14 protein-coding genes are annotated in these 14,791 nt (G+C 28.1%); 4 read left to right on the forward strand and 10 right to left on the reverse strand.

The features are described 5' to 3' along the window. Positions 1 to 168 precede the first annotated feature (168 nt). The 4 genes from pepT to HMPREF9630_RS01865 all read right to left on the reverse strand — a co-directional run bounded on the left by pepT (position 169) and on the right by HMPREF9630_RS01865 (position 4,669). A complete protein-coding gene (pepT, locus tag HMPREF9630_RS01850; protein WP_009526842.1) occupies positions 169 to 1,392 on the reverse strand; it encodes a peptidase T in 1,224 nt (407 codons plus the stop codon). 191 nt (positions 1,393 to 1,583) lie between these two features. Next, a complete protein-coding gene (locus tag HMPREF9630_RS01855; protein WP_009526843.1) occupies positions 1,584 to 2,213 on the reverse strand; it encodes a DUF421 domain-containing protein in 630 nt (209 codons plus the stop codon). Positions 2,214 to 2,469: 256 nt separating this feature from the next. Then, entirely contained in the window at positions 2,470 to 3,726 is a 1,257-nt protein-coding gene (locus HMPREF9630_RS01860) for an HlyC/CorC family transporter (protein ID WP_009526844.1), read from the reverse strand. A gap of 103 nt (positions 3,727 to 3,829) precedes the next feature. After that, the gene (locus tag HMPREF9630_RS01865) at positions 3,830 to 4,669 is read right to left on the reverse strand and encodes a C40 family peptidase (RefSeq protein WP_009526845.1); all 840 of its coding nucleotides are present in this window, start codon (positions 4,667 to 4,669) and stop codon (positions 3,830 to 3,832) included. Between the two features lie 273 nt (positions 4,670 to 4,942). On the opposite strand from HMPREF9630_RS01865, the gene rplU reads away from it, so the two are divergent. From rplU to rpmA, 3 genes are read left to right on the forward strand one after another with little or no spacing between them, the layout of a single operon-like run. Beyond that, the gene (gene rplU / locus HMPREF9630_RS01870; protein ID WP_009526846.1) at positions 4,943 to 5,242 is read left to right on the forward strand and encodes a 50S ribosomal protein L21; all 300 of its coding nucleotides are present in this window, start codon (positions 4,943 to 4,945) and stop codon (positions 5,240 to 5,242) included. Positions 5,243 to 5,246: 4 nt separating this feature from the next. After that, complete coding sequence (locus tag HMPREF9630_RS01875) at positions 5,247 to 5,585, forward strand: ribosomal-processing cysteine protease Prp (protein WP_009526847.1); 339 nt, start codon at positions 5,247 to 5,249, stop codon at positions 5,583 to 5,585. 3 nt (positions 5,586 to 5,588) lie between these two features. Next, the gene (rpmA, locus tag HMPREF9630_RS01880) at positions 5,589 to 5,873 is read left to right on the forward strand and encodes a 50S ribosomal protein L27 (RefSeq protein WP_009526848.1); all 285 of its coding nucleotides are present in this window, start codon (positions 5,589 to 5,591) and stop codon (positions 5,871 to 5,873) included. 199 nt (positions 5,874 to 6,072) lie between these two features. Here the strand turns inward: rpmA and HMPREF9630_RS01885 are convergent, their stop codons facing one another. The 6 genes from HMPREF9630_RS01885 to HMPREF9630_RS01910 all read right to left on the reverse strand — a co-directional run bounded on the left by HMPREF9630_RS01885 (position 6,073) and on the right by HMPREF9630_RS01910 (position 11,664). Beyond that, complete coding sequence (locus HMPREF9630_RS01885) at positions 6,073 to 6,276, reverse strand: CsbD family protein (RefSeq protein WP_009526849.1); 204 nt, start codon at positions 6,274 to 6,276, stop codon at positions 6,073 to 6,075. A 510-nt stretch (positions 6,277 to 6,786) separates the two neighbouring features. Then, the gene (locus HMPREF9630_RS01890) at positions 6,787 to 8,250 is read right to left on the reverse strand and encodes a MiaB/RimO family radical SAM methylthiotransferase (RefSeq protein WP_009526850.1); all 1,464 of its coding nucleotides are present in this window, start codon (positions 8,248 to 8,250) and stop codon (positions 6,787 to 6,789) included. Between the two features lie 12 nt (positions 8,251 to 8,262). Beyond that, a complete protein-coding gene (locus HMPREF9630_RS01895; RefSeq protein WP_009526851.1) occupies positions 8,263 to 8,991 on the reverse strand; it encodes an RsmE family RNA methyltransferase in 729 nt (242 codons plus the stop codon). A gap of 10 nt (positions 8,992 to 9,001) precedes the next feature. Further along, positions 9,002 to 9,952, reverse strand: coding sequence for a 50S ribosomal protein L11 methyltransferase (gene prmA, locus HMPREF9630_RS01900; RefSeq protein WP_009526852.1), 951 nt, complete (start codon positions 9,950 to 9,952; stop codon positions 9,002 to 9,004). Positions 9,953 to 9,978: 26 nt separating this feature from the next. Further along, complete coding sequence (locus tag HMPREF9630_RS01905) at positions 9,979 to 10,941, reverse strand: biotin--[acetyl-CoA-carboxylase] ligase (RefSeq protein ID WP_009526853.1); 963 nt, start codon at positions 10,939 to 10,941, stop codon at positions 9,979 to 9,981. Between the two features lie 24 nt (positions 10,942 to 10,965). Beyond that, complete coding sequence (locus HMPREF9630_RS01910) at positions 10,966 to 11,664, reverse strand: tRNA threonylcarbamoyladenosine dehydratase (RefSeq protein WP_009526854.1); 699 nt, start codon at positions 11,662 to 11,664, stop codon at positions 10,966 to 10,968. Between the two features lie 386 nt (positions 11,665 to 12,050). Here HMPREF9630_RS01910 and HMPREF9630_RS01915 point away from each other — a divergent pair, with 386 nt between their 5' ends. Continuing rightward, complete coding sequence (locus HMPREF9630_RS01915; protein WP_009526855.1) at positions 12,051 to 14,504, forward strand: transglycosylase domain-containing protein; 2,454 nt, start codon at positions 12,051 to 12,053, stop codon at positions 14,502 to 14,504. The last annotated feature ends 287 nt before the right edge of the window (positions 14,505 to 14,791 follow it).

Raw genomic sequence — 14,791 nt, forward strand, 5'->3', positions numbered from 1 at the left:
TGCATCATTTAAAAAATAATTTAACATTTTGTTTTAAATATTATCTAAAATTTAACAAAATAATTTTGCCACATCTTTGCAATTCCGGTACATTAATTTTGTTGTAATTATACATCTGTTATTTATTTTTATTGAATAAATAATTATTCAAATATAAATTCAATAATATCATTCATCTTCAGAAAATTCTTTCGCAATATTAACTATCACATCTACAGCTTTTTTCATTGAATTTATAGGAATATACTCGTACCTTCCGTGGAAATTATGACCTCCTGTAAATATGTTAGGGCAAGGTAATCCGTCAAAAGACAATTTTGAACCGTCTGTACCTCCTCTTATAGGTATTATAAGCGGTTTTACTCCAGCTTTTTCCATAGCCGTTTTAGCTTTATCAATTATATACATAACAGGCTCAATTTTTTCTTTCATATTGTAATATTGGTCTTTCATCTGTATTTTTATTCTATCTTCGCCAAATTCATCATTTAATTTTTTTATACAGTCAAGTAAATATTGTTTTTTACTTTCAAACTCAGTTCTGTCAAAATTTCTGATAATATAATACATTTCACATTTCTCTTCATTGCCGTTGAAGTCGCATATATGATAAAAACCTTGATATTTTTCAGATTTTGCCGGTATTTCGTCTTTAGGCAACATATCATTCAATCTTATGGCAAGAAGTATGGCATTTATCATTTTATCCTTTGCAGAACCCGGATGTACGTTTCTTCCTTGAACAGTTATCTTTGCATAAGCTGCATTAAAGTTTTCATATTGTAATTCACCTATATATCCACCATCTATTGTATATGCAAAATCTGCTCCAAATTTTTTAACATCAAATTTATCAGCACCTCTTCCTATTTCTTCATCAGGTGTAAAGCCTATTCTTATATTAGGTCTTTTTATCTCATCATTGTTTTTAAGGTATTCTATTGCTGTTATTATTTCGGCAATTCCCGCTTTATCATCTGCTCCCAAAAGAGTACTTCCGTCTGTCGTAATTATATCTTGACCTATATAATTCCTTATTTCAGGAAAATCATCCACTTTTATTGAAAATTCATCATTTAATCTTATATCTTTTCCATCATAATTTTTTACAATTTGCGGATTCACATTTTCTCCACTCAAAGCCGGAGATGTGTCCATATGTGATATAAATCCTATAGTTTTTACTTTTTTATCTTTAATATTAGTAGGTAATGTAGCCATAACATAGCAATTTTTATCAAGAGTTACATCATTAAGTCCAATAGATAAAAGCTCCTCTTTTATATAATTAGCTAATACAAACTGCTTATCACTTGAGGGACAGTTTTCGTTATTTGGATCTGATTTAGTATCAAATTTTACATATTTTAAAAATCTATCTTCAACATTCATAATTTATTATCCTCTTAAAATTAAGTTAATCATTTATATTTTTATATTAAACACTATTTAAAATAAGTGCTAATTTCTAAATTCAATAAAATTTATATTTATAGTACATCAAAATTTATCATAAATATACAGGATATATTATAAATCCTTTATTTATAATATTGGTAACATATTTTTTAGTTAAACCGGTATTAATAAGACACGAATACCAACGTGCCATTTACATATTCGCCTAAAAAAATTTCCGAATATTGATTAAATCCTCTTTTTTTCATTTCTTCCAGCAACCATTCTTCTGTTTTTCCTATTATACCAAGAATATCGCCTTGCAATTGCCCATCTGTGATTAATGGAAATTTCGGATTTTCCTCTCCATAAGTTATGATTATAAACTGTCCGTTTTGTTCTACTATAGCCCTTTTTACTTTAGTTACTGAATAAATATTATTCGTTCTTAAACGAAATGCGACATCATGTGCACTAAGTCCGGCTTTTTTACAATTCTCTATGTTTATTTTTCCATCATTAATGATAATAAGTGCTTTTCCGTCAAGTATCTGTTTTGCTCTTACATTATGAGTTTTTATCCATTTAAAACATAAAACGAGCGCCAGCCATATAAAAAGAATCATAAGATATTCTAATATACGAATATTTCTGTTATATATTACACCACCTATTATTCCACCTAAGACATAGTTTTGAATTTGGTCACTTGCCGAAGTTGGCGATAGATTTCCTTTTCCGCTCAGATTTATAATTGCTATTAATGCCAAAAATCCAATTAATAATTTCACTGAAACTAAAACAAAATCATTCATTATAATTCTCCCTGAAAAATGTTATTTTTATTATAACCTGTCAAATATACCGGATTTTATTTATAATTTTTCATAAGAGCAAATATTTTTGATACTTAATATGTCCAATTTTTCGGATATTTCTCTTTTTCTTATTACCTTGTAATTTTAGATTTGTTGCTTTAATTCTCGTATCTTATTTTTTGTTATTTGTTCTTTATTTAAGTTTCTAAGTTTAATATATATTTTTCTACACTCTATATATTATACTGTTTTTTTATTTTAAAAGATTTTTAGTATTGAGCATCTTTACTTTATTTATTCTATTTTTGTCCATACTTATTATTATAAACTTCCAGTCATCTTCTTCTAAAATTTGTCCTTGTGTAGGTATTTCACCAAGTTTATCTATGATATATCCTCCGAGTGATTCATAATCTTCAGATTTTAATTGTATTCCTATAGCCTCTTCAATATCTGTGAGTTTTGCATTTGCATTTATTATATATCCGCCATCTTTTACTTTTTTTATCTCTTCATCAGTGTTGTCATATTCATCATATATATCTCCGACTATTTCTTCAATTACATCTTCCATTGTAACTATTCCTGCCACTCCGCCATACTCATCCAAAACGATGGCTATATGGGTTTTGTTTTGTTGCATTTTTTTGAAAAAATCTGATATTTTGACAAATTCATTAACAAAAACAGGCTTTCTCATAATGCTGTCAATATCAAAGTCTTTTTCTTCACTTACTGCAAAAAATAAATCTTTTGCATACAAAAATCCTATGATTTCATCAATTGTGTCTTTATATACAGGAAGCCTTGAAAGTTTTTTTTCTTTAAAAACAGTTATTATTTCGTCATATGTTGTATCATGTTCAATAGCTACTATATCTCTTCTTTGTATCATTATATCTTCAATAGTCAAGTCTTTAAACTCAAAAATATTTTGTATCATTTCAGTTTCGCGAAGTTCCAATATGCCCTCTTTACTCGATACATCTACTATTGTTTTCAATTCATCTTGTGTTATAAAAGGTTGCTCTGCAAATTTGTCCGAGCCCAACAGTTTTGATATTAAACCTGATATATTTGTGAGTATAAATAACACAGGAGTAAAAAATTTTACCAAAAAATTTATTATGGGTGCTATTTTCAATGATATTTTTTCTGAATTTTCAAGAGCATAGTTCTTCGGTGTTATCTCTCCAAAAACAAGAATTACAAAAGTAGTAAAACCAACTGCTACACCAAGACCGGCGTTTGAAAATTTATTTGTAGCAATTGTAGTTGCAATAGATGACGCAGCTACATTCACAAGGTTATTCCCAATTAGTATAGCACCGAGCAATTTATCACTGTCAACATATAAATTTTCCAAAATATCAGCATTTTTAACATTTTCTTTAACAAGATGTTTAAGTCTTATCTTGTTCATATTTATAAGCGCCGTTTCCGATGCTGAAAAAAAAGCTGAAAAAGAAATCAAAATTATCAATATTATGATGTTTTGAACTTCTGACATAATAAAATAATATCTCCTTACAATAAAGTTTTCTAAAGAAAATAACTGTAATTTTCATAAATTCAATATAAAATATAAATACTGCTTTTTATAATCCTTATGCCTAAATATATCTTTTTATATCTACTATTCTGTCTTTGAAATAAGGTCCTTTTATATCTTCAATAACTATTTTTTTCTTAGATGAAGACGCATGTATAAACTTACCTTCTCCGATATATATACCTACATGTGTAGGTTCAGTAGGTTTAAGTTTTAAATCAGATTTAGAAACATCAGATTCATTTATAATTATATCTTCAAACGCCAAAGTTTTATCATCTATTGTCTTGGCAACAGTCAATTTTTCCTTTGACCTTGTATCAAAAAATATCAAGTCATATTCTTTTATATCGTTCATATTCACAGATTTGCCCAATTTTATCTGAGTATAAGTTGTACGAGGTATAGTTATATTAAATTTAGCATACACATACTTTACAAAACCGGAACAGTCAAAACCTTTAAGCGTACTTCCCCCATAAACATAAGGAATATCAAGTAAAGTTTTTGCAAAATTACCCATATCCGAATAATCAGACGCTGAAATACTATAGTTGTCGTTTTTTACTTTTAATTCAGCAGCTTTTAATTCTGATTTTTCTTTATCCGCTTTTTCTTTGGCAGATTTTTCAGCAGATAATTTTTTCTCTTCTTCCTTCATTGCATTTGCAATAGCCTGTTCTATAAATTTATCTATATCTTTCTTTGCACTTTCATCTATCGAATTAACTGTTACCGGATTAATTGCTATTGTACTTGTATTTTCAAGTATATCATCTATTTTTACATTATTTTCTTCAATAAAAATTATATTGCTTATATCACTATTAGCATATGAAACATTTGAAAGAGATGATATAATTATTATTGACAATAAAAATCTTAGTTTATTAATTTTCATGAGAAAAATATCCTTTCTGAATCTCTTTTACCTATTTTTATCATTATAACACAAATTTCAGATAAATAAACAGCAAAAAGCATAAAATGTAATTAAATTTTTAAACAAATAAAGTTATATGAATTGCCAAATAAAAAATAAATTACAAAACAACTTGACACATAAATATATTTGTGTTATTTTATACAAGTATATTTCCGCTCATAAAAAGGTTATTAATTGTATTTATACAAACCTCAAATGGCGAGACTTGAAAAAACAGGAGGTGTAAAAATGTACGCTATAATCAAAACAGGTGGTAAACAGTATATGGTAGAGCAAGGCGACAAGATATTAGTTGAAAAGCTAAATGCCGCTGAAGGTGATACTGTTAATGTAGAAGTAGTAGCTGTATCTGATAACGGAGATGTAAAAACAGGAGTAGCTGCCGGAAAAGTAACTGCTAAAGTTTTATCTCATGGAAAAGGCAAAAAAATAATAGTTTTCAAATACAAGGCTAAAAAAGATTACAGAAACAAAAAAGGACACAGACAACCATTTACTGAATTAGAAATTCAATCTATACAAGCATAGTACAATGATAAATATAGAGATTACTAAACTTGATGATAACATCAAGCACATATCTATTAAAGGTCATGCACAAAGCGCAAAGTATGGTAATGATTTGGTGTGTTGCGCTGTATCAGTATTATCACAAAGCATCGTAAATGCCATGATAAAGGCACTTGATTTTAGAGAAGATTTTTTCTCTATTAGCAATAATGGAAATTTAGAAATAGATATTCCTGATAACCTTACTGATATACAGCTTATTAAAATGCAAACTCTTGCAGATGTACTCGATATAAATCTTAAAGATTTATCAAAACAGTACAGAAAATATATAATTTTTAAAGAAAAAAAGGGGGTTTAGAAAATGTTAAGAATTAATCTCCAGTTGTTTGCCAGTAAAAAAGGGGTTGGATCTTCTAAAAACGGTAGAGATTCAAGAGCTCAAAGATTGGGAGTAAAAACAGGCGACGGACAAGCAGTTACTGCCGGTTCAATATTGGTAAGACAAAGAGGAACAAAAATACATCCCGGAAACAATGTAGGTATAGGTAAAGATGATACATTATTTGCACTTGTTGAAGGTGTAGTAAAATTTGAAAGAAAAGATAAGTTCAGAAAAAAAGTAAGTGTTTACAAAATAGCTGAATAGTAGTTAAAATCACCACCGGTAATATTTCCGGTGGTTTTTTAATGTAGATTAAATTATAGTATATCCGCATATAAAAAAACCTCCATAAGTAGTTTTGGTTATTTACCTTGTCTACTTATGGAGTATCCTATCATTTCGACTTACTATTTAATGATAAAATATAAAGTATTTGTTATCACGCATGAAAAAGATTTTGAAGTTATTCTTTATCTTTGTTTACAATGTTTTTGACACCATCAATTGTTCCTTCTATAGCATCTTTAACATCTTCAGCTACTTCTTTAACTTTTGCAGTTGCTTTTTCTGCAGCCCCTTCTTTTTCCATTTTTTTATCACCAGTTAACTTACCTACGCCTTCTTTTACTGCACCTTTAGCTTGGTCCATTTTTTCTTCAATTGACATAATTATAACTCCCTTCATTTAAAATTATTTTTTATTTTTAAATATATTATTTGAAAAAAGATTGTTTATTCTTTTTTCAAAAGAAAAACGATAACATTAACAACAATTACTGCACCTAAGATAGAATAATACCATTAATGCTATCATATATAAACGGCGCTTGAGCTAAATATGAATATCTAATAAACCTTCCAATAATAATTGACCAAATCATAGTCTTACCACATTTACAGGTTATTTAATGTTTATCTTTAAACTTTTAAACTAAACAATTTTTGTATATATTTAATATATAAAATGTATTATACACCATTTTATATTAAAAGTCAAATAAACACCTCTTGATAATAGCATTGAACAGTAGTTATTCTATAATAAAAAATATTTATAACTACTGTTAAAAATAATATTTTCTTGGCTAAAAATGGTTAAATGAACAAAAAATTGAAGTATATAAAGATTAGTGAAGTCCTTATAAAAAATTATTAAAGAATATCTTATTTATAAACTCTATACAATTTCACCTATCAACTTTTCATCTTCTAATTTTTTTATATGAATATTTAATATATTTCCTGACAAATTTTTATCTGATTTTACATAGATTTTTACATAATTTTTTGTATGACCTTCGTAGTAATCTCCTACTTTTTGCTCAAATAATACGCTTTGTATTTTATTTATCATATTTTTTTCAAACTCTGCTTTGTTTTGTTTTGCTAAGTTTATCAATATTTCGCTTCTCTCATGCTTTGTTTTGTTATCTAACTGATTTTTCATATCATAGGCTTTTGTTCCTGAACGCCTTGAAAATGGAAATATATGCATCTCATATAAGTTTATTTCTTTTAAATATTGATATGTCTTTTCAAATTCTTCTTGTGTTTCAGATGGAAAACCTGTAATTATATCTGTAGTTATTGCCGGATTATCAAAATATTTTCTTATTTTTTCAACTGCATCTTTATATTCTTTTGTTGTATACCGTCTATTCATACGTTTTAGAGTTTCATCACATCCACTTTGAAGAGACAGATGAAAATGAGGACAAAATTTTTCTATTTTAGATACTCTTTGCAAAAAATCATCTGTTATTATAAGAGGTTCTACGGAACTTGTTCTTATTCGCTCTATGCTTTGTATTTTAGATATTTCTTCTATTACATCTATGAGTGAGATTTTACTGTTTATATCGAGATGATTTATTTCTTTACCGTATATAACTTCATCTTCATTACTTACATCTATAGCGTTTTTTATAATTTTATCATTTGTGTGCAATTCATAAGTGTTTTTTTCTATTTCACTGCTTAATTCATTTTGTATAAGACCTGTATATATATCTTTCTTTTTAAAATCTTTTCCATAAGATGCAACGTGTATTCCTGTAAGTACGACTTCTTTGTATCCGTTTTCAGCTAAAGTCGTAACTTCTTTTATTATATCTTCCAATTTCCTGCTTCTTACTTTGCCTCTTGTATATGGTATGATACAGTATGTGCAATATCTGTCGCAACCGTCTTGTATTTTTACAAATGCTCTTGTATTTTTTGCATAATTTTTTACACTCAAATTTTCAAATTCTGTTTCTTGCATTATATCTGTAACTTTTACAATTTTATCTGTATTTGTTATCTTCTGCACTTCTTCGTAAATTTTATTCTTATCCTTAGTTCCCATTACCAAATTTACATCTTGTATCTTGATAACTTCATCAGGTTCATTTTGTGCATAACACCCTATTACAACAACTACCGAATCTTTATTATTTTTTTTGGCACGCCTTATAACTTGCCTTGATTTTTTATCTGACATTGATGTTACTGTACAAGTATTTATTATATATATATCAGCTTTGTCTTCAAAATCTATTAGTGTATATCCATTATCTGTAAAAACTTCTTCTACTGCGTTTGTTTCATACTGATTAACTTTACAACCTAATGTATAAGTTGCAATCGTTCTGTTTGTCATAAATTCTCCTGATTATTTAATTATATTCTCGTATTCATATATCAATATGCTTGTGGCTACCAAGCCTGCTGTTTCTGTTCTTAATATTGTATTTCCTAATGTCAATACATCTGTGTAATCTTTTAATATATCCAATTCTTCTATGGATATTCCTCCCTCAGGACCTATTATTATACCTAATGTTTTTATATCCTTGTTATTTTCCAAAAAATCTTTTATATTTTTTTTCTTTTCATCTTCATAAAACAGGATATTTTTATCATTTTGTTTTAATTCTTCTATAAGTTCATCGAAAGTTATAGGAGGTGTTATTTGTGGGATTATCAATCTTTTTGATTGTTTTGACGCTTCTTGTATTATTTTTTGCAATCTTGATATTTTGTTATAATTTATATCTGTAGATACACATCTTTCCATTTTTACAGGAACTATTTTTTGTACTCCTACTTCTGTAAGTTTTTGACAAATATATTCCATTTTAGGATTTTTTGGTATTCCTTGATATAGAGTTATTTTTATATCTGCTTCTCTTTTAGCAGTGATTTCTTTAAAATTTACAAGTTCTATTTTATCTTTTTTTATATCTTTTATTTTCATTATATATTCTTTAGCATTTGAGTCAACTATCTCTATTTCATCATCTTTTTGCAATCTTAATACTTTTTGTATATGTTTTATATCTTCTGTGTCTGTGATACTATTTATCTCATCTGCTATTTCATTTATAAAAAATCTGTTCATCACTACCTCTTTAAACATCTGTTTTATTTACTTTTGCCACAATGCAATTCCACTCTTTGTCATTATTGTGTTCTATTATTTCAAATCCGTTTTTTATCAAATTTTCTTTTACATAATCAGCTTTTTCATTGATTATACCTGATGATATGAAATATGCATCTTCTTTCATAAAATCCTTGATATTTTCAGACAACATAACTATTGCATCTGCTATTATATTAGCAACTATTATGTCAGCTTTTTCAGTTATTACGTCTGTTAAATTCCCATGCCTTACTTCTATTATATCTTGATAGTTGTTCAACTCAACATTTTCTTTGCTGATTTTTACAGCCAATTTATCAAGGTCGACAGCAATCACTTTTTTTGCTCCCAAAATCGCTCCTGCTATTGAAAGTATACCACTTCCACAACCTATATCTATAAGTATATCTTCCTGTTTTATATATTTTTCTATTGCATTTATACACATCTTTGTAGTTTCATGTGTTCCTGTTCCAAATGCCATACCTGGATCTATTTCTATTATTTTTTCATCTGCTTGTTTCTCATAGTTTTCCCAAGAGGGTTTTATTACAATATTTTTAGAAATTTTTTGAGTTTTAAAATATTTTTTCCATTCATTTTCCCAGTTTTTTTGATATATTATTTTTTTTGATATTTTTAATGTTCCTAATTCTACACCTATGTCTCCTAATTTTAACAATCTTTCTTTTAGGTCATTTATCTTTTGCTCAATATCTTCCTCTTGTGAAAAATATCCTATTATTTTTACATCTTCGTGACCGTAGTCAAATACTTCTTTTTCTATATAATCCCACGCCAATTCATCTTTTGTTTGATAATAAAAATCGCTTGGATCTTCTATCATAACACCTTTTGAGCCTATTTCTATAAATATATTTGAAATTATCTCCGTTGCTTGTGTAGTAGTTGATACACTTATCTCATTCCAATTCATTTTATACCCCTTTATACAATTTATTTTTATACGTTTCTTATGCTTATTTCTCCGTAGTTTAGATACTCTATTTCTCCGTTTTCATATTGAACTTTTAAGAATCCTTTTTCATCTATATCAAGTGCTGTTGCATTTCTTGTTTCATCTAAACTTATAACAGATATTTTCTTACCCAATATGGATGAATTTTTTCTAAGTATGTCAATCATTTCATTATAATCATTTTTTTCAAATTTTTGATAAAAATAATCAAAATGTCTTAAAATTCTCCAAAACAAGTCTAATTTATTTATATAATGCCCTTCTTTTTCAAGTGTAGTGGCTATTTTTTGTAAATCTTCATCAAATTCAACATTTGCAATATTTATTCCTATACCCGCTACAACATAACTTACATAATCCATTTCACAGCTCATTTCGCACAATATACCGCATAACTTTTTATCGTTTAGTATTATATCGTTCGGCCATTTTATTTTTGTGCCTATTTTTAATTCTTCCATAGCTTTATACACGCTGCAAGCTGATAACTGTGTCAAAAACGGTATTTTGTCTATACTTACATTCGGTTTTAATATTATGCTGAAATACAATCCTCCGTATTCAGAAGCAAAATCTCTGCCTCTCCTTCCCTTACCTCTTGTTTGCAAATTTGAAGTAACAACTGTACCTGTTTTATTGTTTTTCGCTATTTTTTTTGCATATTCATTTGTGGAATCTACTTCTTCTAAAGCAAATATTGTATTACCTATAACTTGATTTTCTAAAATACCTAAACTTGCATTCTCTTCGCATATATTGTTTGATAAAAATTTGAGTTTATATCCTTTGTTAGTGACAGCCTCTATTTCTATTCCTTTGTCTTTCAGCTTAGCTATCCTTTTTGATAAAGCAGCTCTTGATATATTAAACCTGTTTGCCATCTCTTCTCCAGATACAAATTCTCCTTTATTTTCATATAAAATCTTTAATACATCTGAATTTTCCATTATATTATACTCCAATATTAAATTTTATAAAAAACTTCTTACAACTTCGCTTGCTATCATAATACCTGCTACTGACGGTACAAATGCAGTTGAACCGTTTATCATCTTGTTTCCGTTTAATATTTTTTCACTTACTGTAATTTCTTCCGATGAATATACACATTTTAAATCTGTTATTCCCAAACTCTTCAGTTCTTTTCTCATAACTTTTGCCAATTTACACATATTTGTCTTATCTATAGTAGTTATTTTTATCTTACTGGGATCAAGTCTATTTCCCATTCCCATAGAGCTTATTATTGGAAATTTTTTTTCATATGCCGTCTTTATAAGACTTATTTTGCTTGTAACCATGTCTATAGCATCAACTATATAATCATAATCTGCAAAAAATTCATCTTTTTCTTGCTCTGTATATTTTTTTGTTATTTTATTTATTTTTATATTAGGATTTATTTTTAGAAGCCGTTCTTCAAACAAATCTGTCTTATATTTACCCAAGCTGAATCTGTCAGCTATTATTTGTCTATTTATATTGGTTACATCAACTATATCATAATCAACTATTGTAAGAGTTCCTATCGCACTTCTTGCTAAGCTTTCGACTGCAAATCCCCCTACTCCGCCAAGCCCGAAAACTGCTATATGTTTTTTTGAAAGCTCTTTCAATTTTTCTTGTCCTATTACTATTTCTAACCTCGTAAACTCACTGCCTAAATCCATATTATCTCCATAATAAAATATTACAAATTAATAAAATAAAAAATAAGTATATATATATTATAACTGTTTGTGATATAATTATAAAGTTAAAAACTTTCATAATTTATAAATTTATTATAATTATTTAAAATTCATTTTTAATTCTTGATGTAGTATATCAGAAAATGGATATTAATAACAGTAAATTTTTTATTTTGAAAGCAATAACTAATTTTTCAAAAAAAATGTTTATAATTATTATAGGCATTAACTATTATAGCTTTTTTAAATATATACTAAACTTAATACTATAAAAATGTAATTATATGTTTTCAATAAAACAATATAATTTAACAATTTTTAAAAATAAGATTAGTGTCAGCTATAATTAGTTCTTAGGAGGTACAATGAGTAAACAAAAAAAAGGTGTGGTAAAAAGTATATTCAAGTATTTCTTTTTATTCATAATCTTGATTTCATTACTTGGCGGTATAGTTTTAATGGCAGGATACTTAGCGTTAGCTAACGGTTTTCCTGATGTAAAAACACAAAATATAGACTCTTTATTGCAGGAAACTTCATTCATATACGATGATGAGGGTAATATTTCCGAAAAAGTACAAAGCAATGTATATAGAACTATAGTTCCTATAGAAGATATACCTATGCAATTACAAAGAGCCTTTATATCAATAGAAGATGAACGTTTTTACGAGCATTTCGGTATTGATATCAAAAGATTGTTTGGAGCGTTGTGGCATGATATAAAAGTAGGAGCATTGGCACAAGGTGGCTCAACCATTACAATGCAGCTTTCTAAAAATCTTCTCACTACTTCTGATCCTAATTTTACAAGAAAACTTACTGACATAGTATATGCCATAGAAATGGAAAAGAGACTGAGCAAAACACAAATATTATATGCATATTTGAATACTGTCTTTTTAGGAAGTAATGTTCATGGCGTACAAGCCGCTGCAAAATCATATTTTAACAAAGAAGTATCTGAATTAAATCTCGCAGAATCTGCTATGATTGCCGGTATAACACAATATCCTTCGAAATATATACCTTACAAATTGAAAGAGATAACTTATGGCGAAGACGTATCAAACTTGCAATTAAAGTTATATCCGCCTAATAATTCTTATACTCCTACCGAAAATGACTTACAAGTCTATTCTGTACTTAGAAATAGCGGAAAAATAGACCAATATGAATATATGTTATTAAAAAACGGCTCACTTGTAGTAACAAAAGCCGAGCTGAATCCGGATTCAGTAAACAGACAAAAAGTTGTTCTTAAAAAAATGCTGGAGTTGGGAGCAATAAATAATGAACAATATCAAGAAGCTCTTAACACTCCTATAATTATAAGCTTTCCTCCAAGAAATAACAGCGGTATATCATCATATTTCAATGACAGAGTAAAAAATGAAGCTGTAAAAATATTAATAGAACTTGGCAACTCAGAAGAAAAAGCTAATAATTTATTAAAATTTGGCGGATTAAAAATATATTCTACTCTTAATACAAAAATACAAAGAATTTTAGAAAATGAGTTTGCAGATTCTTCAAACTTTCCAAATTCATTTGTTGATGATAATGGAGTTATACAGCCTCAAAGCGCTATGGTCGTAATAGATCAAAAAACAGGTTATGTAAAAGCATTAATCGGCGGTAGAGGACAAGCCGGTAATTATATATATGACAGAACTGACAGTCCAAGACAACCCGGTTCAGCCATAAAACCTCTTGCAGTATATTTGCTGGCACTTAAAGACGGTATGAGACCTACTACAATAATAGACGATTCGCCAAGAAAAGATGATTCTATGCCTGGCGGATATTGGCCAAGTAATATTTACAATGTATATTATGGAAATGCTACTATGAAAAAACTTTTAGAAGTATCATCAAACGTAGCTGCCGTAAAAACTCTTGAAACTTTAGGCTCTACAAGAATAAAAGCTGTAAACAGATCACTCGATTATCTTGAACAAATGGGTTTCAACCATCTTGTAAGAAGCTCACAAAATGCTGTAAGCAATGACGAAAACTTATCTCTTGCATTAGGAGGTATAACAAACGGTGTTACTCCATTAGAAATGGCATCCGCATACTCAGGCATTGCAAATTTGGGTAAGCAGGTAAAACCATCTTTCATAACAAAAATAGTAGATGCAAATGATAAATTGATATATGAATTTAATCCTAATGTTTTTGAAATGATAGATGAAGAAAATGCGTATAGAATGACAGATATGTTGGAAGGTGTAGTAAAAAACGGTTCTGCCAAAAGTGCAATACTTAATAATATGCCTTCAGCAGGTAAAACAGGAACTACAGATTCCAGAAAAGATGTTTATTTTGTAGGCTATACACCATATTATACAGCAAGTGTATGGATAGGTGCAGATACACCTACTCCACTTGATTATTCATCAAGCGTGCCTGCAACAATATGGAAAAAAGTAATGAACAGTATAGATAAAGAACTTAATTTACAAAATGTTCCTTTCCAAGTTCCATCCACTATGAATGTAGAAAAGGAAAAAGAAGAAGAACAAAAAGTAATAGATATGAGAAGAACAGATCCTGATCAAGAACAATTGTTAGACGGATTATTATTCAATGAAAACGGTGAAAATTCACAACAAAATAACAGTCAAGAAACTCAAAATACCAATAATACACAAAATAATAATGATAACACTACACAACAACAAAATGTTCAACAGCAACCTGTTCAACAAAATACTACACAACAGCAAGATACAGCCCCACCACCTGAAGCACCTTATGAAGATACAAATAATAACAATAATACAGGAAGTGACGATTCATCAAGCATATTCTAAGGCTATCACCTGATTATGTGATTTATACTTACTAAACCATATTTAACATTATCACCTAATTAAATATACACATAATAAAAATGTGAAATTGAATGTATATTTATATTTTAATGTTCAAATTGTATTTTTAGATAGTAGTATAAATTAAGATATGCTCAAATATATTTTATTTGATTTATATGGATATTATAAGAGACTGTGAAAAATTTTGTGTATGAAAACCCTCCAACTTAATGTAAAATAAACTTAAGAAGGAGGGTTTTAAAATGCAAGGAAAAGACAAGAAA

The organism is Peptoanaerobacter stomatis, assembly GCF_000238095.2.
Taxonomy (GTDB): Bacteria; Bacillota; Clostridia; order Peptostreptococcales; family Filifactoraceae; genus Peptoanaerobacter; species Peptoanaerobacter stomatis_A.